A 24985-nucleotide genomic window follows, 5' to 3' on the forward strand; every position below is an offset into this window, starting at 1 on the left:
CATGTGGCGTTATCTGAGTCGACGTCTGTTGCTGATCATTCCGACGCTGCTGTGCATTCTGGTGGTCAACTTCGTCATCGTGCAGGCCGCGCCCGGTGGCCCGGTGGAACAGGCCATCGCCCGCCTGCAAGGCTTCGGCGGGCACAGCATGGGCGGCGCCAGCGAGGTCACCGCGATCGGCGGCGCCGGGCGCAGCAGCCGTGGCCTGGACCCGGCGCTGATCGAAGAGATCAAGCACCACTACGGCTTCGACCGACCGATGCACGAGCGCCTGTGGCTGATGCTCAAGAACTACGCGCAACTGGACCTGGGCAGCAGTTTCTTTCGCGGTGCGAAGGTGACGGATCTGATCGTGCAGAAGCTACCGGTGTCGCTGTCCCTCGGCCTGTGGGCGACCTTGATCACCTACCTGATTTCTATCCCGCTGGGCATTCGCAAGGCGATCCGCAACGGCAGCGCGTTCGATGTCTGGAGCAGCACGGCGATCATCGTCGGTTACGCGATGCCGGCGTTTCTGTTCGCGATCCTGTTGATCGTGGTGTTCGCCGGGGGCAGCTACGTCAACTGGTTTCCGGTGCAAGGTCTGGTCTCGGACAACTTCGACAGCCTGAGCCTGTGGGGCAAGATCGGCGACTACCTCTGGCACCTGGTGTTGCCGGTGACGGCGCTGGTGATCGGCGGCTTTGCGACGCTGACGATCCTGACCAAAAACAGCTTCCTCAACGAGATCAGCCGCCAGTACGTGATCACCGCGCGCGCCAAGGGCCTGACCGAAAGACGCGTGCTCTACGGCCATGTGTTTCGCAACGCAATGCTACTGGTGGTGGCCGGTGTGCCGTCGGCATTGATCGAGGTGTTTTTCGCCGGCTCGCTGCTGATCGAAACCATCTTCAACCTCGACGGGCTCGGGCGCATGAGCTACGAAGCGGCGGTGTCACGGGACTACCCGGTGGTGTTCGGCACGCTGTTTCTGTTCACCCTGTTCGGCCTGTTGATCAAGCTGATCGGCGACCTCTGCTACAACCTGCTCGACCCGCGCATCGACTTCTCGGCGAGGACTGCCTGATGTTCACACTCTCCCCTCTGGGCCGGCGGCGCATCGCGCAATTCAAGGCCAACCGGCGCGGGCGCTGGTCGCTGTGGCTGTTCATCGGGCTGTGCCTGATCTGCCTCGGCGGCGAACTGATCGCCAACGACAAGCCGCTGGTGATCCGCTACCACGACGCTTTTTACTTCCCGATCCTCAGCGATTATCAGGAAACCGATTTCGGCGGCGAACTGCCGTTCCAGCCGGATTACGCCAGCAATTACGTACACAAACTGATCGAGGATCAGGGCGGCTGGATGCTGCTCCCGCCGATCCCGTTCAGCTACGACACGGTCAATTACGACCTCACGGAACCGGCGCCGAGTCCGCCATCCTCCAGTAACTGGCTGGGCACCGACGATCAGGCGCGGGACGTGTTGGCGCGGGTGATTTTCGGCACGCGGATTTCGATTCTGTTCGCGCTGATCCTCACTGCCGTCAGTGCGCTGGTCGGCATCGTGGCCGGGGCGTTGCAGGGTTATTACGGCGGCTGGGTCGACTTGCTCGGGCAGCGGGTGCTGGAGATCTGGTCGGGGCTGCCGGTGCTGTACCTGCTGATCATTTTGTCCGGGTTCGTATCGCCGAGTTTCTGGTGGCTGCTGGGGATCATGGCGCTGTTTTCCTGGCTGGCGCTGGTGGACGTGGTGCGCGCCGAGTTCCTGCGCGGACGCAGCCTGGAATACGTCAAGGCCGCGCGGGCCCTGGGCCTGACGGACAGCGAGCTGATGCGCCGGCACATTCTGCCCAATGCCATGACCTCCACCCTCACCTACCTGCCGTTCATTCTGACCGGCGCCATCGCCACCCTCACCGCGCTGGATTTTCTCGGCTTCGGCATGCCCGCCGGCACCGCGTCGCTGGGTGAACTGATCGGCCAGGCCAAGCGCAATCTGCAAGCACCGTGGCTGGGGCTGACGGCGTTTTTTGCCCTGGCGCTGATTCTGTCCTTGCTGGTGTTTATCGGCGAAGCCTGCCGTGACGCATTCGATCCGCGATCCTGATCCCCGGAGCTGAAATGACAGACAACCTGATTGAAATCCGCGACCTGCGCGTCGCCTTCGCCGGGCATGAAGTGGTGCACGGCGTGAACCTCGACATCCGCCGTGGCGAGTGCCTGGCACTGGTCGGCGAATCCGGCTCGGGCAAGTCGGTAACGGCGCACTCGATCCTGCGCTTGCTGCCGGCCAAGACTGTCAGCAGCACGGGCAGCATCCGCTACAACGGCGTGGACTTGCTGCACGCCAGCGAACAGCAGCTGCGCGGCTTGCGCGGCAACCGCATCGCGATGATTTTCCAGGAGCCGATGACCTCGCTGAACCCGCTGCATACGGTGGAAAAACAGATCAGCGAAGTGCTGGAGATCCACAAGGGACTCAAGGGCCGCGCCGCGCGCCAGCGCACGCTGGAGCTGCTGGAACTGGTCGGCATTCGCCAGCCGTTGCAGCGCTTGAAGGCTTATCCGCACCAACTCTCGGGCGGCCAGCGGCAACGGGTGATGATCGCCATGGCGCTGGCCAACGAGCCGCAATTGCTGATCGCCGATGAACCGACCACGGCGCTGGACGTGACCGTGCAGCAGAAAATTCTCGAACTGCTGATCGAGTTGCAGCAACGCCTCGGCATGTCGCTGCTGCTGATCAGTCATGACCTCAATCTGGTGCGGCGCATCGCCCAACGGGTGTGCGTGATGCGCCACGGGGAAATCGTCGAACAGGCCGACTGCGAAACGCTGTTCCGCACCCCGCAGCATCCCTACAGCCGCCTGCTGATCGAGGCGGAACCGTCCGGCGCGCCGGTGCCGAGCCGCTACGATCACAACCTGCTGGAAGTGGATGATCTGAAAGTCTGGTTCCCGCTGCCCAAGGCGCTGTTCAGCCGCACCCAGGAATACATCAAGGCCGTGGACGGCGTGAGTTTTCGTCTGCAACGGGGCAAGACCCTGGGCATTGTCGGTGAGTCCGGCTCGGGCAAGTCGACGCTGGGCCAGGCGATTCTGCGGCTGGTGGAATCCGAGGGCGATATTCGCTTCGGCAACAAGCAATTGAGCCTGCTCAATCAGCGTTTGATGCGCCCGTTGCGCCGGCAGATTCAGGTGGTGTTCCAGGACCCGTTCGGCAGCCTCAGCCCTCGGATGTCGGTGCAGCAGATCATCGCCGAAGGCCTGCTGACCCACGGCATCGGCACGGCTGAGGAACGAGAGGCAGCGGTGATTCGCGTGCTGGAGGAAGTCGGCCTCGACCCACAGAGCCGCCATCGTTATCCCCACGAGTTCTCCGGCGGCCAGCGCCAGCGCATTTCCATCGCCCGGGCGTTGGTGCTGGAACCGGCGCTGATTCTGCTCGACGAACCGACCTCGGCGCTGGATCGCACGGTGCAGAAACAGGTGGTGGAATTATTGCGGCAGTTGCAGATCCGCCATGGCTTGACGTACCTGTTCATCAGCCACGACCTGGCGGTGGTGCATGCGCTGGCGCACGACTTGATGGTGATCAAGGATGGCAAGGTGGTCGAACAGGGAGCGTCGCGCCAGATCTTTGCGGCGCCGCAACATGCGTATACCCAGGAACTGCTGAAAGCCTCCGGCCTGGCATTGGCAAAAACCGGGAAAGAGCTGGTTACAACAATCTGACCATTGCTGAAGATCCCTGTGGGAGCGGGCTTGCCCGCGATAGCGGTGTATCAGTCAAGCAAGTGTCAACTGACACTAAGCCATCGTCGGATCGCCGCCCGGACCAAGCCCGCTCCCACAGGGGTTGCAGTGCTTTCAGATTTATTTTCCGGCCACTGCATCCAAACGCCTCCGTCACGGGTAGTCCCTGTAACAGCCCTCTTTCGGCTGTCAGCGGTTTACCCTTTTCGGAGAAACACTGATGAACATCACCCAACTGATTGGCCTCACCGGTTTGCTCGCCGTCGCCTCGACAAGCTTTGCCCAAAGCAGTTATCCCGATGCGATCAAAGTGCCGGACGGCCACAAGATCGCGATGGAAACCACCGGGGTCGGCGAGATCACCTACGAATGCCGGGACAAGGCCAATGTCGCCGGCCAGACCGAGTGGGTGTTCGTCGGCCCGAAAGCGGTGCTCAATGATCGCAGCGGCAAACAGGTCGGCACCTACTTCGGCCCGCCCGCCACCTGGCAGGCACAGGACGGTTCGAAAGTCACCGGCACGCAACTGGCCGTTGCGCCGTCGAGCCCGGGCAACCTGCCCTATCAACTGGTCAAGGCCAACCCCGCCGAGGGCAAAGGCGCGATGAGCGGCGTGAGCTACATCCAGCGCGTCGCGCTCAAGGGCGGCGTGGCGCCGGGCAGCGAATGCACGGCGGCGAACAAGGGCAAACAGGAAGTGGTGAAGTACCAGGCCGACTACATTTTCTGGGCGGCGAACTGAACCCGGCTGGACGTTTGGCCGATGCTTGCTAGATTGCAGGACATGCCCTTGCCCGAAACCGCGTTCGATTACGAAGCCCGCCTCGCCGCCTGTGCCCGCGGCGAGCGCGGGGCCCTGCGCGAATTGTATGTGCAGGAAAGTCCGCGGCTGCTCGGTGTGGCCCGGCGTCTGGTGCATGACACGGCGCTGGCCGAAGACATCGTTCACGATGCATTCCTCAAGATCTGGGCCGGCGCGGCGGGTTTCGACCCGGCGCGCGGTTCGGGCCGGGGCTGGATGTTCAGCGTGACCCGGCATCTGGCGCTGAATCTGTTGCGCGATCACGGCCGGGAAACGCCGCTGAACGACAACAACGAATCACCGACGAGTGATGACGGCTTCGATGCGCTGGCGCAATCGACCCGCATCCATCGCTGCCTGCATCAACTGGAACCGCAACGCCGCCGCTGCATCCTTCACGCCTACGTCGACGGTTACAGCCACGCGCAGATCGCCCAGCGCCTCGACACGCCGCTGGGCACCGTCAAAGCCTGGATCAAGCGCAGCCTCAATGCGTTGCGGGAGTGCATGGGATGACCACCGAATCGGCGCAGGAACGCGATGAACTGGCCAGCGAATACGTGCTCGGCACCCTCCCGGCCGAAGCGCGCGCCGAAGTGCAACGGCGCTTGCCCAACGAGCCCGAGTTGCAAGCAGCCGTGGATGCCTGGGAGCGGCGTCTGCTGGAGCTGACCGACCTCGCCCCGGCGCATCAGCCCTCGTCGCAGCTGTGGCAACGCATTGAACGCAGTGTCGGGCAACTCACCCACAAGATGGCGCCCGAGATTTCATGGTGGAACCGCCTGTCGCTCTGGCGCGGTTTGAGCGCTGCCGGGCTGGCCGCGACCTTGTTGCTGGGCTCGATCCTGTTGACCCAGACCACACCGAAACCGAGCTTTCTGGTGGTGCTGGTCGCCCCGCAGGACAAGGCGCCAGGCTGGGTGATCCAGGCCAGCAGTCCGCGAGAGATTCAGTTGATTCCGCTGGGCGTGGTCGAGGTGCCGGCCGACAAGGCGTTGGAGTTCTGGACCAAGGCCGACGGCTGGCAGGGCCCGGTATCGCTGGGGCTGGTCAAGCCGGGGCAGGCGCTGTCGATCCCGCTGGACAAGCTGCCGCCGCTGCAACCGAACCAGTTGTTCGAGCTGACGCTGGAAGGCGCCAACGGCTCGCCGATCGGCAAACCTACCGGGCCGATCCAGGCGATTGGCCGCGCCGTGAAGGTGCTCTGACAAACCATCATCGACGTCGATGTTCACCATCACGTCAATGAAGTTCTCTAAAAAAATCCCCGGCGTAACATCCGCTCCATACCAAACAAACAACACCCCCGGAGCAAAAAATCATGAAACGCCAAGTCATCCTCAGCATTGCCCTTTCGGTTCTGGCCTTCAACGCATTAGCCGCCAAACCGGCCCACACCATGATCGCCGAAGGCGGTTCGGATCGTCTGATTGAACGCCGCGTCGCTGAAGGTGGCTCGAATCGTCTGATTGAACGTCGCGTTGCCGAAGGTGGCTCGGATCGTCTGATCGAACGTCGCGTCGCTGAAGGTGGTTCGGATCGTCTGATTGAACGTCGCGTTGCCGAAGGTGGCTCGGATCGTCTGATCGAACGTCGTGTTGCCGAAGGTGGTTCGGATCGCCTGATCGAACGCCGCGTTGCCGAAGGTGGCTCGGATCGTCTGATCGAACGTCGCGTTGCCGAAGGTGGCTCGGATCGTCTGATTGAACGTCGCGTTGCTGAAGGTGGTTCGGATCGTCTGATTGAACGTCGCGTTGCCTGAATGAATGGCTTGACCGCAACAACCCAGAAAAAACCCGGCTCCCGTCAGCCGGGTTTTTTTATACCTTTTTGATCGTCCTCAGCCCTTGGCCATGCAGCGCCGATAGCGCTCGTCGACCCGTTTGGCAAACCACGCCGTGGTCAGTTTGCGGGTGATCTTCGGGCTCTGCAGCACGATGCCCGGCAACACCGCACGGGGCAATGACTTGCCTTCCGCACGCTCCGCCAGCTCGAAGACCCGTTGATACAGTTTGGTTTCCTCGAAGGCCAGGCTATCGCCCTTCTCCAGTTGATCGCGGATCACCGGATTGCGCATGCCCAGGGATTTGCCGAGGGTGCGCACCGCCAGTTCCGTGCTGCCCGGCATGATCGCGCCCGGACGAATCAGGTCGCCATCCAGCGCCAGCGGAATCCCCGACGCGCGGCTGACCGCGTTCTGAAATGCAGCATTGCGACTGGCGTACCAGCCGGCATTGAAGTCGGCGAAACGGTACAGCGGCTCGCGGTAACTCACCGGATAACCGAGCAAATGGGCGATACCGAAATACATCCCGCCACGACGGGTGAACACTTCATGGCGAATCGTCCCGTCCACCGGGTACGGATAGTCCTTGGCGTGCTTCTCGGCGAATTCAATGCTGACCTGCATCGGCCCGCCGGTGTGCACCGGGTTGAAACCGCTGAACAGCGTGCGACCCATCGGCACCGAGCCGATGAAGTCGTCGAAAATCGCGCTCAATTCCTTTTCGCTGCGGGCGGCGCTCAGGCGTTCGCTGTAGGTCTTGCCGTTGGGCGAGCGCACCTGCAAGGCGCCGCTGACCAACAGGCTCGGGATATGCACCTTGGCGGCGCGGCGGTCGATTTCGTCACGGGCGATCTTGCCCAGGCCGGGCACCGGCGGATCGACCTGAAAGGTAGATTCCTGCTCGGCGACGGCCAGCACCGAACACAGATTCTGCGTGGTCGGGCTGATGCCCTGGGCGGCGAACGCGGCGTAGATGTCAGTGGCCCAGCCCTGGCGGTCGGCGGTTTTTGCCGGCAGCAGGCGCACGATCTGCGCCTTGACCTCGGCGGGCGGGCGCGGCGCCGGTTCTTCGCTGCGTTGACCGGCGCAACCGGCCAGTACCAGCAGCGCGGCGAGGCTGACGAATAATCGAGGGGTGTGCATAACGCTTCATCCAGTCCGTTGAGCCGGGTTAACCCTACGCTCAATCGCAGGGTGCAGGATAGGACTGCGGGCCGGCGGCGCTGTTCCATCGTCCCGTTTGGCAGGCCGACTGGCCGCCCTCGCCGTCTGATCCATACTTGCTGCTGCACACTCAGTGGCAAGCCTGGGGTCAGGACACGCGAGGAGGACAGACCATGAACCGCAGTGATGTTCTGATCATCGGCGCAGGCCCCACCGGACTGGTGCTGGCCCTGTGGCTGAGCAAACTGGGCGTGCGCGTGCGCATCATCGACAAGACCTCCGCGCCGGGCACCACGTCGCGGGCGCTGGCGGTGCAGGCGCGCACCCTTGAGCTGTACCGGCAACTGGATCTGGCCGATGCGGTGGTGCGCAGCGGTCACCGGGTGGCGGCGGCGAATTTCTGGGTCAAGGGCAAACCCGTGGCGCAACTGCCGCTGAACCGGATCGGCGAAGGCCTGACGCCCTATGCCTTTCTGGAAATGTACCCGCAGGACGAACACGAGCGGCTGTTGATCGACCGTCTTGAAGACTACGACGTGACCGTCGAGCGCAACACGACGCTGGAGAGTTTCACCGAAAACGGCGACGGCCTCACCGCGCATTTGCGCCTGCCGGATGGCGAGCAGGAAATCTGCCAGGCCTGCTATCTGGCCGGATGTGACGGTGCTCGTTCGGTGGTGCGCAAAACCCTCGACACCGGTTTTCCCGGCGGCACCTATCAGCAGATTTTCTACGTCGCCGATGTGCGGGCCAGCGGACCGGCGCTCAACGGCGAGTTGCATCTGGATCTGGATGAAGCGGATTTTCTGGCGGTGTTCCCGCTGGCCGGCGAAGGCCGTGCGCGGCTGATCGGTACAGTGCGCGACGAACGCGCTGATCGCGCCGAAACCCTGGAGTTTTCCGATGTCAGCAGCCGCGCCATCGAACATCTGAACGTACACATCGAGGACGTCAACTGGTTCTCCACCTACCGCGTGCATCACCGGGTGGCGGATCACTTTCGCCAGGGCCGGGCGTTTCTGCTCGGCGATGCGGCGCACGTACACAGCCCGGCCGGCGGCCAAGGCATGAACACCGGCATCGGCGATGCGATCAATCTGGCGTGGAAACTCGCGGCAGTGCTCGGCGGCGCTGCCACACCCAAACTGCTCGACAGCTACGAAACCGAACGCATCGCCTTTGCCCGGCGACTGGTGTCGACCACCGACAAGGTCTTCAGCTTCGTCACCGCCGAAGGCCGTATGGCCGATCTGTTGCGCACCCGGCTGGCACCATTTCTGATCCCGAAAATGGCCTCATTTGAGACCAGCCGCGAATTCCTGTTTCGCACCGTCTCGCAAATCACCGTCAACTATCGAGGCATGACGTTGAGCGAAGGCGTGGCCGGGCACGTCCACGGCGGCGACCGCTTGCCGTGGGCCCATGATGGCGAGGGGGACAATTACGAGCCGTTGCGCCATCCGTGCTGGCAGGTGCATGTGTACGGCGACACCAGCGACGAGATGATCGCCTGGTGCAATGAACATCACTTGCCGCTGCACGTGTTCGACTGGCGTCCGGCGTTTGAAACGGCGGGACTGGGGCGCAATGGCTTTTACCTGTTGCGCCCGGATACCTACGTGGCGATTGCTGACAACAGCGCGGATCCGAAGGTGATCGAGCGGTACTTCCGTGATCACGGGATCCGGCCGTTTTTCAATTGCCCCTGAAGGATCAGATCCCGGCCAGGGCCAGATCCATCGCAAAGTAGGTGAAGATCAGATCCGCGCCCGCACGTTTGATCGCACCGAGGCTTTCGCGCACCACGCGATCTTCGTCGATGGCCCCGGCCTGGGCACCGAACTTGATCATCGCGTACTCGCCGCTGACCTGATACGCCGCCAGCGGCAGGGTCGAGGCTTCGCGGATGTCGCGGATGATGTCCAGGTACGCGCCGGCCGGTTTGACCATCAGCGCATCGGCGCCTTCCTGCTCGTCGAGCAACGATTCGCGCAGGGCTTCGCGGCGGTTCATCGGGTTCATCTGATAGCTTTTGCGATCGCCCTTCAGCGCGCTGCCGCCAGCCTCGCGGAACGGGCCGTAGAGCGCCGAGGCGAATTTGGTCGAGTAGGCCATGATCGGAATCTGCGTGAAGCCGGCATCGTCCAGCGCCCGGCGAATCGCCCGCACCTGACCGTCCATCGCCGCCGACGGTGCGATCACGTCGGCACCGGCACGGGCTGCCGCTACGGCTTGCTTGCCGAGGTTGATCAGGGTCTGGTCGTTGTCGACTTCATGGTTGTGCATCACGCCGCAATGGCCGTGGTCGGTGTACTCGCAGAAGCAGGTGTCTGACATCACGATCATTTCCGGCACGGCGTCCTTGGCGATCCGCGACATGCGCGACACCAGCCCGTTTTCGCGCCAGGTGTCGCTGCCGTTGGCGTCCAGGTGATGGGACACACCGAAGGTCATCACCGAATTGATCCCGGCCCGGGCGTAACGCTCGATCTCGCCGGCCAGTTTGCGCTCGGGGATGCGCATCACGCCGGGCATGCTCTTGATCGGCACGAAATCGTCGATCTCTTCTTCGACGAAGATCGGCAGCACCAGATCGTTGAGGGAAAACTCGGTTTCCTGGAACAGGCTGCGCAGGCTCGCATTGCGGCGCAGACGGCGTGGACGTGCTTCGGGGAACTGACTGGACATGGGGCCTTTCCTGAAAACAGCGGAGGAGACGAAAGTCGTAGGGGGCGAAGCTTATGCCTTGCGGGGGACGGGGTACAAACCTGGATCAATCAACAGTGCATTACCGGGGGCGCAACAATCTGCGCACCCGGCTGCCGCAGGATCAGGAAGGAATGGTCAGGCCGCGTACAACGGCCGGCCGCGCCAGGAAGCGCTCCAGCACCCGGGTGACGTTCGGGAAGTTGTTGATGCCGACCAGATCGCCCGCCTCGTAGAAACCGATCAGGTTGCGCACCCATGGGAACGTGGCGATGTCGGCGATGGTGTAGCGCTCGCCCATGATCCAGTCGCGCCCTTCCAGGCGGGTGTTGAGGACGCTGAGCAGGCGGCGGCTTTCTTCGACGTAGCGGTCACGGGGACGCTTGTCTTCGTAGTCCTTGCCGGCGAATTTGTTGAAGAAACCGAGCTGGCCGAACATCGGGCCGATACCGCCCATCTGGAACATCAGCCACTGGATGGTTTCGTAGCGCAGCGCGCCTTCCTGGGCCAGCAACTGGCCGCTCTTGTCGGCGAGGTAGATCAGGATCGCGCCTGACTCGAACAACGGCAGCGGTTTGTCCTCGGGGCCGTGGGGGTCGAGGATCGCTGGAATCTTGTTGTTCGGGTTCAGCGACAGGAATTCCGGGGACATCTGGTCATTGGTGTCGAAGCCCACGCGGTGCGGCTCGTACGGCAGGCCGATCTCTTCGAGCATGATCGAGACCTTGACGCCGTTGGGGGTCGGCAGGGAATAGAGCTGAATCCAGTCAGGGTACTGCGCCGGCCATTTCTGGGTGATCGGGAACGCGGACAGATCGGTCATGTGTAGCATCCAGTCACAAAATGAAAGGCCTGAGCATAATCCACGATCAGCGCTCTGGCTCGGGTTCTTTACGCTCTCGCCCGCCGGCTTACTTAAATCCGCAACATCCTGTGGTTAACCTTCCCTCCAACCGCACAGGCTGAACGGTAAAGTGCGGCGCACGTAGCCGGATCGAACCAAACGGGCCTCAGGGGGCTCAAAGCAAGCCATTGATGACAGGGAAAACAACCGGCGCCCGTGCACCGGTGCAGAGGTTTGTCAGCCTTAGCCGTACAGACTGAAGAACCTTATATCCCATGACGAACTTGATGAAAGTCGCCAAACGTTTCAAACATCGCGCCTATGTGGCCCTGCCCACCTTGCTGGCGGTGAGCGCGCTGTTCCTGTCGCTGGAATCCAGCGAAAGCCGTGCGCAGCCAGTGGACGGCACCCAGACCCTGGTGTTCCTGCGCCACGCGGAGAAACCGGCCGGTGGTCTCGGCCAGCTCAACTGCCAGGGCCTGAACCGGGCCATCGACCTGTCGACCCTGCTGCCGGAAAAATTCGGCAAGGCCGACTATGTGTTCGCCGCCAACCCGACGCGCAATGTCGAGGAAGGCGAACTGGACAACTCCTACAGCTACATCCGCCCGCTGATGACCATCAGCCCCGCCGCGATCAAGCTCGGCCTGCCGGTGAACATCGAGTTCTCGGCCAACGACACCAGCGATCTGGCCCGCGAGCTGATCGAAGACAAGTACCACAACTCGACCATCTACACCGCGTGGTCTCACGGTTACCTGCCGGAATTGATCAACAAGGTCGCGGGCAAGGCCGTCGGCGAGAAGCAGAAGATCACCGAAGATTGGGAATCCAGCGATTACGACTCGCTATATGTGCTGACCCTGACCTGGCACAACGGCAAGGCCAGCCTGCAGAGCCACAGCTACAAACAGGGGCTGGATAACGGGCAGGAAAGCTGTCCGACCTGAGTGTGCACGGGGCCCGCTCGGGCCCCGTCAGGCTTGGGGTTTGATTCGCTGACGCAGGTACTCGATAACGGCCTGCCGCTCCCCCGCAAACTCGATCCGCCCACCCTTCTTCTCGCGCTGAAACACATACATCGGGTCGTAATACTCGCGCAGCAAACCCTCGATCCACGCACGGTGCAAGTCCACCGCTCCGTTGCGGCCCTGTTCCGCCAGCGCCTCCTCCATCAATACCCGCATCCGTCGATGGCGCTCGCCCCCCAGGCGCTTGTGCACATTGTCGAGGCTGTCCAGCAACCGCTCGGAAAACCGCCCGAACCCTTCCTCCCCATGCACCGCCTCAAACTCGGCGGACAAATCCACCACGTAATCGCGCAGGATCCGCTCGACGCGCTGCTCGAAACGATCTTCCAGCCAGACCATCGGGTATTGCTGCATGCCCTGATAAAGCGCCAAGGGCAGCGCGCAGCTCCCCACCACCCGGCTCTCATCCTCGAGCACAAACTGATCGATGCCGGCTGCACGTTTTTTCAGGAAGTCGATGGCCAGCCGGTTCTCGAAATCGATGTTCGACGGCTGACCGGTGGCGCGCTTGCCGAAACTCGAGCCCCGGTGATTGGCATGACCTTCCAGATCCACGCTGTTGCGCAGTTGCACCAGCACTTCGGTTTTGCCGGTGCCGGTCATGCCGCCCAGCAGCACGAAATCACAGTCAGCCTGGGCCGATTCGAGGGTGTCGATCAGAAAACCGCGCAGCGCCTTGTAGCCACCGCCGATACGCGGGTAGTCGACGCCGGCTTCCGACTTCAGCCACTGCTGGACAATCTGCGAACGCAGGCCGCCACGAAAGCAATACAGAAACCCCTCGGGATGCGCCCGGGCAAAATCCGCCCAGGCTTGCAGGCGCTCAGCCTTCACCGCGCCGGAGACCAGTTGATGGCCCAGCTTGATGGCGGCCTGCTGACCGTGATGCTTGTAGCAAGTGCCGACCCGCTGCCGCTCGATGTCGTTCATCAGCGGCAGATTGACCGCACCGGGAAACGCGCCCTTGTGAAATTCGACCGGCGCACGGGCGTCCATCAGCGGTCGGTCGTTGAGGAAGATGTCGCGGTAGTCGGTGAAGTCGGCGGCCATCAATTCACCTCGACGGCGGTGCTCTTTCGCTCCAGCAGTTCGCCGATGGGTTCCAGTGTCAGGCCCAGTTCGGCAGCGACGGCGAGGAATTCGGCATTGCCTTCGGGGGTGACGGCCACCAGCAGACCGCCGCTGGTCTGCGGGTCGCACAGCACCCGTTTGTGCAATTCCTGCACCCGCCCGACGCGGCTCGAATAACTGTCGAAATTGCGCAGAGTGCCGCCCGGCACGCAGCCCTGTTCGAGGTAATACTCGACACTCGCCAGACGCGGTACCCGGTCATAAAAAATCCGCGCCGTCAGGTGACTGCCGTCAGCCATTTCCACCAGATGCCCGAGCAGGCCGAAACCGGTGACGTCGGTCATGGCGGTGACCCCGGCCAGCTTGCCGAAACGACTGCCGGGCTTGTTCAGCGTACACATCCAGTCCCGGGCCACACCGATGTCGTCGGGGCGCAGCTTGCCCTTCTTCTCGGCGGTGGTGAGGATACCGATGCCCAACGGTTTGGTCAGGTACAGCAGGCAACCGGCGGTAGCGGTGTCGTTGCGTTTCATGAAGCGCTTTTCCACCAGCCCGGTGACGGCCAGACCGAAGATCGGCTCCGGTGCATCGATCGAATGCCCGCCGGCCAGCGCAATCCCCGCCGCATCGCACACCGCGCGTCCACCGCGAATCACATCCCGCGCCACTTCCGGCGCCAGCACGTTGACCGGCCAGCCGAGGATCGCAATCGCCATCAACGGATCGCCGCCCATGGCGTAAATGTCGCTGATGGCATTGGTAGCGGCGATCCGGCCGAAGTCGAACGGATCGTCGACGATCGGCATGAAAAAATCCGTGGTCGAGACCACCCCGCGCTCGGCATCGATTTCATACACCGCCGCATCATCGCGCGACGCGTTGCCGACCCACAGTTTCGGATCAAGGTTCTGCGCCCCGCTGCCGGCCAGAATCACCTCCAGCACCTTGGGCGAAATCTTGCAGCCACAACCGGCGCCGTGGCTGTATTGGGTCAGACGGATGGGCTCGGTCATGGGGCAGTCTCCGGGAGGCAGTGGGAGGATTTTAGCAGAGGGGTCGGCGGGCAAAAAAAAACCGCCCTTGCGGGCGGCTGAAGTGCTTCGCTCCTGAATCAGAACCCAAGGCTGAAGCTGATGGTCATCGCGTGGTCGTTGCTCTCGTTCGACAGCTGCCCCGAATAGCCGATGCCAAGTTTGCCGGTCGGGCTGATCTGGAAGTCCACGCCTGCTTCGACCACTGCGCTGTCCTTGGCAATCGGCACGCCCTGGGTGTTGAACGAGGCGCCGCCGTCGATGAAGGTCAGATCCGCGTCAGGCTTGGTGTCGCCGAAGGCATGTCGCCAGCCGACGGCCGCGCGCGGGGTGAATTGCCCGCCGTTGGCCAGGGTGATGACCTTGCCGGCGCGCACGCCCAGGGTCGAGAAGGTGATGTCCTGATCCGACTCGGCGCGCAGACGCCCTACTCCGCCTTTCTCTTTGGCCTTGTCGCTGTCGTAGTTGACGTACGCCAGACCGGCGAACGGTTCCAGAGCAATTCCGGCCGCTTCGATGGCATAGCCGACTTCACCGAACACCTGAGCGCTGCGGGCGTCGTAATTGGCCTTCAACCGGTCGTTGTAGGCACCGACGCTGATGTCGCGTTTGGTTTCGATGTCGTGCCAGCTGTATGCCGCACCGAGGCGCACTGCCAGGGCATCGAATTGCGAGTTGAGGTACGCCGCCAGGTGGTAGCTCTCGACCGTGGCATCCGAGCGACGATCATGGGCATCCAGATCGCTGCGGGTATAACCGGCAGCCATGCCGACGCGCCACTGGTCGTCGATCTGCTTGTCGGTGCCGAGCATGAAGCCGCTCAGGTTGCGATCCAGTTTCGCACTGTTGCTGTCGCCGTCCGACTCACCCCAGGCGCCGAGTGCGCGGGCCCAGCCGACCATTTCGCCGTGGCAGCCGTTGCTGCTCAGCTGGTTGTCGCTTGGGGCCAGGGCGCGGCGTGGATCATCCGGCGAGCTGCACGATGGCTGGCGCATACGGTCGTTGACCGCGTCCCGCACGTAGCGCGAATCCTCGAGGATGGCGCTGGCGGTGCTGGCATGAATTTCCCCGGACAGGCTGTCGAAGGCGTTACGTGCCCCCGCCACGCTGAGGTTGACGATTTCGCCCTGCAACGCACTGCCCGCCGCGCCGTTGCGCATCAACGCCGAAGCGGTGTTGCGCTGGTTGCGGGTGGCGGCGACGTCGACGAACGAGTTGCCGTTGCGGCTGACCACCAGATTCACCGCGTTGGCGTCGTACACCAGCGCAGTATTCAGGAACGCGTATTGCGGCAGATCGGCGGCGCTGAAGGTGCCGGTCACCCCGCCACCGGCAGTGATCAGCGAGTACACGGTATTGCCGGTGAACGGTGCCAGGCTGTTGACCTGCAGACCGCCGCCCAGCGCGGCGGTACCACCGACTGCCAGCGGTGTGGCGGTCGGCGAGCTGACGGTCAGGGCCAACACACCGTCGGCGGCGTTGGTCAGGTTGCCGGCGACACTCAAGGTGCCAGCCTCGGCACCCGATTGCACCACACCGTGGTTGACCACCGAACCGACACTGCCGTTACCGCTCAAGCCGGCGCCGTTGGCCACTGTGATCTGCCCGCCGAGGGACGCGCGAGCCGAGCGGCTGCCGACTTGCAGCACGCCCTGATCGACCGCAACGGTGCCGCTGAACGGCTGATCGCCGGTCAACAGCAGGGTTCCGGCACCCCGTTTGGCCAAGGCACCGGTGCCACTGAGCACACCGTTGAACTGGCCATTGGCGTTTTGCTGGAACACCAGCGATGCGTTGTCGAGGATGTTGCCTTGCAGGCTGAGGGTATTACCGATCAGCGTACCGCCGCTGACGGTGGTGCCGCCGCTGTAGGTGTTGGCGCCGCTGAGAACCAGAGTGCCGGAATCCAGCTTCTCGATGCCGCCACTGCCCACCAGCGGAACGGAGATTTCCGTACTGCCACCGGCATTCACCCGTACCGGCGCGAGGCTGCCGCCCGGGCCGTTGACCGGGGTCAGCGTACCGCCAGCGCCTGGCACCAGGCTGTAACCGCTGGAGAGGAACTGCAACCCGGTGAAGTTCTGATTGCCTTGCACGGTGACCGTCCCGCTCTGCCCGCCGAACACGGCGAACTGACCGTTCGACGCCAGCGCCTGGGTACCGCTCGGATCGGTCCAGTTGGTGTTCGGCCCCCACACGCCACTGCCGCCACCGATGCTGCCGTCCGGGTTGGTTTTGCCACCGTTCCAGAACTGCACTTCACCTGGCGTGTTTTGCACCAACAGGTTGACCTGATTGGCCAGCGCGGTCTGCAGGGTCAGATTGGCCGCCGACACCGGCAGGCTGCCGTAGACCAGACCGTTGTTGGTCAGGCTGCCGCCGTAGCTGAACAGTTGATAGACCCCGGTACCAAAGCCCCCGGCATTGCTGATGTTCAGCGTGCCGTCGAGGGTGAGGTTGCCGGCGACGTTGACCACCGTGGTGGAACTGGCTGCCGAACCGAGGGAGAAGTCCAGGTTGGTGCCCGATGACAACGCCAGCGAACCGACCGACAGCGGCGTAGCAGTGCCGCCGCCGGTCAGCGTCGCACCGTTGGCCAGTTGCACGGCGCCGGCGAATACGCCGCTGCCGCCGATCTTCGCCCCGCTGGCAACGTTGACGCTAGCACTGTTGAGCACACCGTTGACGTTCAGTGAACCGGCCTGCACCGCGGTGTTGCCGGTGAAGGTGTTGTTGCCGGTCAGCAGCAAGGCGCCGGTGCCGGTTTTGTTGAGTGTGCCGGCGCCCGTCAGATTGCCGGTGTAGCTGCCGTCGCTGTTCTGCTCGAAGGTCAGCGTCGCGTTGTTGACGATGGCGCCTTGCAGGCTGCTGGTGTCGCCACGGGTGCTGCCGCCGTTCAGCGTCGTGCCGCCGCCGTAGGTGTTGGCGCCACTGAGCACGAGATCACCGCTGCCGTTTTTCACCAGACTGCCGCTGCCGGTGATCGCGCCGATCAGCGTGGTGTTCTGGTTGCCGGCCAGGGTCAGTTGCGCACCCAGGTTGATGGCGTTGGCCAGTTGCAGCGCAGAGGTGCTGTCGAGGGTGCCGTTGCCGAGCACGCTGAGGGCGCCGCTGCTGATCGCGCTGTTGTTGCCCAGGATCAGCGAGCCGCCGGACAGTTGAGTGCCGCCGCTGTAAGTGTTGCTGCCGTTGAGGGTCAGGCTCGATGCGCCGGTCTTGATCAGACTGCCGCTGCCGCTGACCACACCGCCGAGGGTCAATGCGTTGGAGCCGGCGACAGTAAGTCCGCCGTTGAGCACCACGGCGTTGGCCAGGTTGACCGCTGTGTTGCTGTCCAGCGCCGTGCCGTTGGCGGCGGTCAACACGCCGGTGCCGAGGGCCGCGTTGTTGCCGACCACGATCTTGCCGCCGTTGAGCGCGGTGCCGCCGGTGTAGCCGTTGGCGGCGTTGAGCACCAGGGTGCCGGTGTCGTATTTGCCCAGTGTGCCGGCGCCGTTGAGCGCCACGCCCACGGTGGCGGTGACGTTCGGGTCGACCCGCACGGTGGCATTGCCCAGCGATCCGTTGACCAGATTCAGCGAGCCGGCCGTGCCGTTCTGCAGGCTGTAGCCATCGGTGACGAACTGCATGCCGGTGATGGTTTGGGCGCCGTTCACCGTGACGGTGCCCGCCGCACCCTGGAACACCGCGAAGCTGTTGGTCCAGGCCTGATTGGTGGTGCCGTTGACGTCGGTCCAGTTGGTGGTGCCGGTGCCCCAGGTGCCACTGCCGCCATCCACCGAACCGTTGGCGACGAGTTGATTGCCGTCCCAGAACTGCACGGTGACGCCCGGTGCGGTGACCAGCAGGTTGATCTGGTTGGCCAGCGCGGTCTGCAGGGTCAGGTCGCCCGGCGTGACACTGCCCGGCACGGTGCCGATCAGCATGCCGTTGTCGGTCAGACCGCCGGTGTAATTGATCAAGCGATACACGCCGCTGCCGAAACCGCCGATGTCGCTGACGTTGAGGGTGCCGTCAAGGGTCAGGTTGCCGCCGACATTGACCAGCGCGTTGCCGCCACCGGACACCGGAGTGCCGAGGCCGACATCGAAGTTGGAGTTGGCGTTGAACACCAGCGAATTCACCGACAGCGTACTGCCGGTGGCGCCGGCCAGATGACCGCCATCCGCCACGGTCACCGCCCCACCGAGCGAGCCGCCGCCGGTCAGGGTGCCGCCGCTGTTGACCAGCACACTGGCGCTGTCCAGCGAGCCGCTGACATTCAAGGTGCCGGCATTGACCGTGGTGTTGCCGGTCAGGCTATTGAGGCCGGTCAGGGTCAGCGTGCCGGTGCCGAGTTTGCTCAGTTCGCCGGTGCCGGTAAGTACGCCGTCGAAAATGCTGCTGGCGTTGTTGCCGCCGATGCTCAGCGTGTTGCCGCCGCCGATCAGCGCGGTACCGCTACCGGTCAGGCTGGCGAGACTGCCGGAGCCGCCGAGGTTGAGGGTCGCCGCAGCGCCGAGATTGACCCCGGCGTTGCTGCCCAGTGCCGAGTTGCCCAGGGTGGTCAGGCTGCCGGACTGCACATCGAAAGTGCCGCTGAAGGTGTTGTTGCCGGTCAGCGTCAGGTCGGCCAGACCGTTCTTGGTCAGGGTGCCGGCCCCGGCGATCACGCCGCCGAGCGTCAGGTTGTTGTTGCCGGCCACTCTGAGGTTGGCATTGACGTTGAGGTTGTTGGCCAGCACCAGCGGCGCCGTGGTGTCGAGCGTCGAGGCGCCCGCCACGGTCACCGCGCCGGAGCCCAGGCCCGCCGAGGTGCCGAGGGTCACGGTGCCGGCGTTCAGCGTGGTGCCGCCGCTGTAGGTGTTGATGCCGTTGAGGGTCAGGTTCGAGGCGCCGTTCTTGATCAGACCGCCGGTACCGCTGACCACTCCGCTGAGGGCCACGTCGCTGTTGCCGGTATTGGTCAGATTGGCGTTGAGCACCACGTTGTTGCCCAGCGACACCGAGGTGTTGCTGTCCAGCGCCGAGGCACCGGCCACGGTCAGGTTGCCCAGACCGAGAGCGCCGTTGCTGCCGGCGGTCAGGGTGCCGGCGTTGAGGGTGATGCCGCCGAGGAAGTTGTTGGCCCCGCTGAGGATCAGGTTGGCCGCGCCGTTCTTGGTCAGGCTGCCGGCGCCGTTGATCGCTCCGCTCAGCGTCAGATCGTTGCTGCCGACGATGCCGAGGTTGCCCGCCAGGTTGATCGCATTACTCGCCGAGAAAGCGCCGCTGGCATCCAGGGTGGTGCCGTTCGCTGCGTTCAGGGTGGCCGAACCCAGCGCGCTGTTCGACGCCAGAACCAGTCCGCCCGCGTTCAGTGCCACCGGCCCGAGGAAGGCGTTGTTGCCGCCGAGGGTCAGGCTGGCCGAACCGTTCTTGATCAAGCCGCCTGTGCCGGAAATGACACCGTTGAGGGTCAGCGCATTGCTGCCGAGGATCGTCAGGTTGCCGTTGAGCGTGGCGGCGTTGGCCAGGGTCACGGCGGTGTTGCTGCCGAGTTGCGTGCCGGCGTTGGCGATCAACGCGCCAGTGCCCAGTGCGGTGTTGCTGCCGACCACCAGGGTGCCGCCGTCCAGTTGCGTGCCGCCGGTGTAGCTGTTGGCGCCGTTGAGCACCAGAGTGCCGGCGTCGAGTTTGTTGAGAATGCCGCTGCCGTTGATGTTCACGCCGACCGTGGCGGTCACGCCCGGATCAACGCGCATCGCCGTGGTGCCGCCGGTGCCGTTGACGGCGGTCAGCAGTCCCGACGAACCATTGATCACGTTGTAGCCATCAGTGAGGAACTGCATACCGGTGAACAGTTGCGTGCCGTTGACCGACACCGTGCCCGCCGTGCCCTGGAACACCGCGAAGTCGCCGGCCCAGGTCTGGTTCACCGTGCCGCTGGAATTGGTCCAGTTGGTACCACCGGCATTCCATGTGCCAGTGCCGCCATCCACGGTGCCGTTGGCGATCGTCTGGCTGCCGTCCCAGAAACGCAGGTTGGTGTTCGGTGCCGACACCACCAGATTCACCTGGTTACCCAGCGTCTGCACGAGGATGTCGCCGAGGCCGTAACCCACCGGCACACCGGCCACGGTCAGGCCGTTGTCGGTCAGCGCGCCGATGTAGTTGAACAGGCGATAGACCCCGACGCCAAACCCGCCGGCATCGGTGACGTTGAGGTTACCGTCGAGGGTCAGGTTGCCGCCGATGTTCATCAGCGAACTGGTCGATGGCGTGGCGAGACTCGCGTCAACATTGCTGTTGGCGGTGAGGATCAGCGACGAGGTGGACAAGGTATTGCCCGAAGACAACGCCAGATGACCACCGCTATTGACGGTGATCACGCCAAGCGCCGAACCGGTACCCGTTAGGGTCGCACCGTTGTTGACGTTGAGCTGGTTGCTGGCCAGCGAACCGGTAAGGTTCAGCGTACCGGCGTTGACGTTGGTGTTGCCGGTGATACCGCTGCTGCCGGTGAGGTTCAGCGTCCCGGTACCGACTTTGGTCAGGGTACCGCTGCCACCGAGATCGCCGTCGAAGGTGCTGGTGCTGCTCACGCCGCCCACGGTCAGGGTGTTGCCGCCGGCGACCTGCACGCTGCCACTGCCGCTCAGCCCGTTGAGGCTGGCGCTGCTGTTGAGAAAGAGATTCGCACCGGCGCTGATGTTGGCGCCGGAGGTGTTGCCCAGCGCCCCGCTGCTCACGGTGGTGACGCTGCCGGAAGCAATGTTCAGCGCACCGGTGAAGGTGTTGTTGCCACTGAGCGTCAGATCGCCGAAGCCGTCCTTGGTGAGGCTGCCGGCGCCATCGATGACGCCGCTGAGGTTCAAGGTGTTGCTGCCGGCCAGGGTCAGGCCGGCGTTGAGGGTGATGTTATTACCGACGCTCATGCCGGTGCTGGTATCCAGCGTCGAAGCGCCACCGACGGTCAGGCCGCCACTGCCCAATGCAGCGGCCGAGCCCAGTGTCAGCGTGCCCGCGTTGAGCGTGGAGCCGCCGCTGAAGGTGTTGGTGCCGTTGACGGTCAGATTGGCCGCGCCGTTCTTGATCAACTGGCCTGCGCCGCTGATCACACCGCCGAGGGTCAGGTCCTGGGTGCCACCGACGCTCAGCGCCGCATTCAGTACGACCGCGTTGGCCAGGCTGACCAGCGGCGAACTGCTGTCGAGGGTTGCCGCACCGCCGACGGTCAACGCACCGGTGCCGATCGCCGAACTGTTGCCGACAGTCACCGTACCGGCGTTCAGGGTGGTGCCGCCGACGTAGGTGTTGGTGCCGTTGAGGTTGAGATTGGCCGCGCCGTTTTTCACCAGGCTGCCGGCACCGGCGACGGTACCGGTGAGGGTCAGATCGGCGCTGCCACCGATGTTCATCGCACCAGCGAGGTTGACCTGGTTGCCCAGCGTGACGGCAGTGTTGGTGTCCAGCGTGGTGCCGGCTGCCGCGTTCAGCGCACCGCTGCCCAGCGCGGTGTTGCTGCCGACAATCAGCTTGCCGACGTTCAGCGCGGTGTTGCCGAAGTAGGTGTTGGCGCCGTTGAGAATCAGGTCGGCGGGGCCGCTTTTGGTCAGGCCACCGACCCCGGAGACCACGCCCGCGAGCGTCAGCGCGTTGCTGCCGCCGATGGTCACGTTGCCACCGAGGTTGACGTTGTTGGCCAGGCTGGTCGCGGTGCTGGCGTCCAGCGTGGTGTTGTTGCCGGCGTTGAGGATGCCGGTGCCGAGGGCGGTGTTGGAGCCGACGATCAGGGTCCCGGCGTTCAGCGACGTAGAGCCGGTGTAGGTGTTGTTGCCGGTCAGGGTCAGGGTCGAGGAGCCGGTCTTGATCAGGTTGCTGCCGCCGCTGATCACGCCGCCGAGGGTCAGCGGGTTGGCGCCGCCGGCAGTCAAGTTGGCGTTCAGCGCAATCGCGTTGTTCAGCGTCACGTTGGCGCTGCTGTTGAGTGTTGCACTCCCTCCCACGGTCAGCGTGCCGATGCCGAGTGCCGCGCCGTTGCCGACGGTCAGACTGCCGGCGTTGAGCGCGGTGCCGCCGGTGAAGGTGTTGGCGCCGTTGAGGGTCAGGTTGGCCGTGCCGTTCTTGATCAACTGACTGGCGCCGCTGAGCACGCCGCCGAGGATCATGCCGTTGCTGCCGCCGATGGACAGGTTGCCGTTGAGCGCGACGTTGTTGTTGAGGATGACCGAGGTGTTGCTGTCGAGGGTCGCGGCGCTGGCGACAGTGAGGGCGCCGCTGCCCAGCGCGGCGGCGTTGCCGACGGTCAGGGAGCCGGCGTTGAGGGTGGTGCCGCCGCTGAAGGTGTTGGCGCCGTTGAGAATCAGGTTGGCCGCGCCATTCTTAGTCAGCCCGCCGCTGCCGCTGACCACACCGCCGAGGGTCAGGTTGGCGTTGCCGGCAATGTTGAGGTTGCCGCCGAGGGCGACCGCGTTGCTCAGCGCCACGGTGGTGCTGGCGTCGAGGGTGGTGCCCGCCGCCGTGGTCAGTGCGCCGGTACCGAGCGCGGTGTTGGAGCCGACGATCAGCGTCCCGCTGTTCAGCGCGGTGCCGCCGGAGAAAGTGTTGTTGCCGCTGAGGGTCAGGTTTGCGGTGCCACCTTTGAGCAAGTTGCCAGCGCCACTGATGACACCGCTCAGGCCCAATGCCTGGGTGCCGCCGATGGTCAGCCCGCCTGCCAGCGCCACCGCGTTGGCCAGGGTTACCGCCGTGGTCGCATCCAGCGTGGTGCCGGCCGCCGCGTTCAATGCGCCGGTGCCGAGTGCGGTGTTGCTGCCGACGAGCAAAGTACCACCGTTGAGCGCGGTGGTGCCGCTGTTGGTGTTGTTGCCGGTCAGGGTCAGGCTGGCGCTGCCGCTTTTGGTGATCGCGCCGGTGCCGGACACGATGCCGGCCAAGGTCAGGGCGTTGCTGCCGAGCACGTTCAACGCACCGGTGATGCCGACGTTGTTGGCCAGGGTCACGTTGCCGGTGCTGTCGAGGCTGGTGCCGTTGCTGGTGTTGAGGACCCCGGTGCCCAGGGCGTTGTTGTTGCCCACGCGCAAGGTGCCGGCGCTGAGGCTGGTGATCCCGGTGTAGGTGTTGATGCCGTTGAGGGTCAGGCTGCCGCTGCCGGTTTTGGTCAGGTTGGCGGCGCCGCTGATCACCCCGCCCAGGGTCAGCGCACCGGTGCCGGTTGCGGTCAGGGTGCTGTTGAGGGTGATCGCGTTGGCCAGCGAAATCGGCGACGTTGCCGAAATACTCGAAGAACCGCCAACGGTGATGCCCCCGGTGCTGAACGCCTGATTGTTACCCACCAGCACCACACCGCCGTTGAGCACGGTATTGCCAGTGTAGGTGTTGATGCCGTTGAGGTTGATCTGGCCGCTGCCGATCTTGGTCAGGCCGCCCGTGCCGGAAATCACCCCGTTGAGGGTCATGCCGTTGATGCCCTGCAGGGTCAGGCCAGTCCCGCCCAGGTTGATCTGGTTGGCCAGCGTCAAACCGGCATTGCTGGCCTGGAGAATCCCGCCGTTGGATGTCAGCACACCGCTGCCGAACGCCGCGTTGTCGTTGAACTGCGCAACACCGCCATTGAGGGTGGTCGCGCCGCTGACCAACGGCCCCTGCAAAGTCCAGGTGCCGCTGTTGAGGGTCAGGTTGTTGAAGTTGACGTAGGTCGCGCTGGACGCCGTGCCGGTGCCGGTGGTGCCGCCACCGAGGCCGATCGGGTTTTGCAGGATCAGCGTGTTGGTGCCGGCCGCGCCGCCATCGATCGTACCGGTCGGGGCGAAGGTCAGGTTGATGCCGATCAGACCACCGAGACCGACGGACACTTGCACGCCGTCGCCGACGTTAACGCTGGAACCGGTGATCGCGTAGAAGGTGTTGGTGCTGCCCGCCCCCATCGACAAACCGCCGGTGATGTTACCGGCGTTGGTGAAGGTGTTGCCCGCCACTGACGTTTCGAACGCCATCCGGCCGTTGATCGTGCCGCTGGCACTGTTGGTCATGTTGACCTGCGAACCGCCATATATCCCGACCACTGGTGTATCGGCCAGGGTGATGCCGCCGACCGACAGCCCGGTGGAGGTAATCGTGCCATCGTTGGTGATGGTCGTGGTGCCCGACACCGAGTTGTTCACGCCGATCCCCAGACCGTCGATGCTGGTCAGGTTGAGGCCGAGCAACATGCCAGTGCCGCGAATGAGCCCAGTGGTGTTGTTGGCGATGCTGATCGTGCTGGTCGCGCCGGTGCCGATGAACGCACCGCCACTGAGGATCGAGACCAGGCCGAGCAAGGCCGGGTCGAGGGTGCCGGAGTTGTTCAGGTTGATGTTGGCCCCGGTCAGGTTGATCACCTTGCCGCCCAGCGTCGCGTTCATCTGCGCGCCGTTGGTGACGTTAACCGTCAGGCCGCTGGTGGCACTGCTGTAGTCATTGAGAAACAGCGGCAGCGTCGGGACGCCTGAACAGGTAATCGTGGAGCCCGCCGCCGAACAGGTGGCGAACGCCTGCTCGCTGACACCGCCGAACAAGAGTCCGGCGACGCTCAGATGCACAGCAAGGGACAGTGGGGAAAAACGCGAAACGAGGGCGACACCAAACCTTGCTTCCACGGGTTACTCCTTTCGTGGTCAATTTCATCCTTGATTGCGCGCAACGGCAGGTCGATTGAACACGCGTATCAAGAGTGCGACGGCCATCACAAAACCGTTTCATTCCCGACACACGCTAGTTGATGCCCTGCAATGGGACATTGGTTAAATGGCATTAATACTTTTGTGATAGAGCCTTCAGGAATAAGGATCCATCAGGTGTTCACGGCAAAACT

The 24985-nt window shown here is 63.9% G+C and carries 15 protein-coding genes; 9 read left to right on the top strand and 6 right to left on the bottom strand.

All coding sequences use genetic code 11. From position 1 onward, the window contains the following. Position 1 precedes the first annotated feature (1 nt). From QR290_RS19635 to QR290_RS19665, 7 genes are all read left to right on the top strand, one after another. A complete protein-coding gene (locus QR290_RS19635) occupies positions 2–1066 on the top strand; it encodes a microcin C ABC transporter permease YejB (RefSeq protein WP_289203400.1) in 1065 nt (354 codons plus the stop codon). Continuing rightward, positions 1066–2088 (top strand): ABC transporter permease, encoded by a 1023-nt coding sequence (locus QR290_RS19640; RefSeq protein WP_115078567.1) that lies wholly within the window; start codon positions 1066–1068, stop codon positions 2086–2088. The genes QR290_RS19635 and QR290_RS19640 overlap by 1 nt, the downstream gene beginning before the upstream one ends. A 14-nt stretch (positions 2089–2102) precedes the next feature. After that, positions 2103–3716: an ABC transporter ATP-binding protein gene (locus QR290_RS19645; RefSeq protein ID WP_289203401.1), complete on the top strand. Its 1614-nt coding sequence runs from the start codon at positions 2103–2105 to the stop codon at positions 3714–3716. Between the two features lie 241 nt (positions 3717–3957). Further along, positions 3958–4479, top strand: a complete 522-nt coding sequence (locus QR290_RS19650; protein WP_085686629.1) for a DUF3455 domain-containing protein — start codon at positions 3958–3960, stop codon at positions 4477–4479. Positions 4480–4521: 42 nt separating this feature from the next. Beyond that, positions 4522–5055, top strand: coding sequence for a sigma-70 family RNA polymerase sigma factor (locus QR290_RS19655; RefSeq protein WP_289205316.1), 534 nt, complete (start codon positions 4522–4524; stop codon positions 5053–5055). Beyond that, positions 5052–5747 (top strand): anti-sigma factor, encoded by a 696-nt coding sequence (locus tag QR290_RS19660; protein ID WP_115078571.1) that lies wholly within the window; start codon positions 5052–5054, stop codon positions 5745–5747. The genes QR290_RS19655 and QR290_RS19660 overlap by 4 nt, the downstream gene beginning before the upstream one ends. Before the next feature lie 113 nt (positions 5748–5860). Next, on the top strand, positions 5861–6301 hold the full coding sequence (locus QR290_RS19665; protein ID WP_289203402.1) for a phage infection protein: 441 nt from the start codon (positions 5861–5863) through the stop codon (positions 6299–6301). A 78-nt stretch (positions 6302–6379) separates the two neighbouring features. Here the strand turns inward: QR290_RS19665 and QR290_RS19670 are convergent, their stop codons facing one another. Beyond that, positions 6380–7468, bottom strand: coding sequence for a DUF1615 domain-containing protein (locus QR290_RS19670; RefSeq protein WP_289203403.1), 1089 nt, complete (start codon positions 7466–7468; stop codon positions 6380–6382). Positions 7469–7662: 194 nt separating this feature from the next. Between QR290_RS19670 and QR290_RS19675 the strand changes: the two genes are divergently transcribed. Further along, positions 7663–9198, top strand: a complete 1536-nt coding sequence (locus QR290_RS19675) for an FAD-dependent oxidoreductase (RefSeq protein WP_115078574.1) — start codon at positions 7663–7665, stop codon at positions 9196–9198. 4 nt (positions 9199–9202) lie between these two features. On the opposite strand, the gene hemB is transcribed toward QR290_RS19675, so the two are convergent. Continuing rightward, positions 9203–10177, bottom strand: coding sequence for a porphobilinogen synthase (gene hemB, locus QR290_RS19680; protein ID WP_289203404.1), 975 nt, complete (start codon positions 10175–10177; stop codon positions 9203–9205). Positions 10178–10319: 142 nt separating this feature from the next. Beyond that, on the bottom strand, positions 10320–11018 hold the full coding sequence (locus QR290_RS19685) for a glutathione S-transferase family protein (protein WP_039770231.1): 699 nt from the start codon (positions 11016–11018) through the stop codon (positions 10320–10322). A 296-nt stretch (positions 11019–11314) separates the two neighbouring features. Here QR290_RS19685 and QR290_RS19690 point away from each other — a divergent pair, with 296 nt between their 5' ends. Beyond that, positions 11315–11989 carry a hypothetical protein gene (locus QR290_RS19690; RefSeq protein ID WP_007958986.1) on the top strand — a complete coding sequence of 225 codons (675 nt, stop codon included), beginning with the start codon at positions 11315–11317 and terminating at the stop codon, positions 11987–11989. A gap of 27 nt (positions 11990–12016) precedes the next feature. Here QR290_RS19690 and mnmH read toward each other — a convergent pair whose 3' ends face one another. The 3 genes from mnmH to QR290_RS19705 form a co-directional block, all read right to left on the bottom strand. Then, a complete protein-coding gene (mnmH, locus tag QR290_RS19695; RefSeq protein ID WP_289203405.1) occupies positions 12017–13120 on the bottom strand; it encodes a tRNA 2-selenouridine(34) synthase MnmH in 1104 nt (367 codons plus the stop codon). Further along, on the bottom strand, positions 13120–14154 hold the full coding sequence (selD, locus tag QR290_RS19700; RefSeq protein WP_007958990.1) for a selenide, water dikinase SelD: 1035 nt from the start codon (positions 14152–14154) through the stop codon (positions 13120–13122). Before selD ends, mnmH begins: the two co-directional genes overlap by 1 nt. A 98-nt stretch (positions 14155–14252) precedes the next feature. Next, positions 14253–24770 (bottom strand): autotransporter-associated beta strand repeat-containing protein, encoded by a 10518-nt coding sequence (locus QR290_RS19705; RefSeq protein ID WP_289203406.1) that lies wholly within the window; start codon positions 24768–24770, stop codon positions 14253–14255. Positions 24771–24985 lie beyond the last annotated feature (215 nt).

This window comes from Pseudomonas fluorescens, from assembly GCF_030344995.1.
Taxonomy (GTDB): domain Bacteria; phylum Pseudomonadota; class Gammaproteobacteria; order Pseudomonadales; family Pseudomonadaceae; genus Aquipseudomonas; species Aquipseudomonas fluorescens_BF.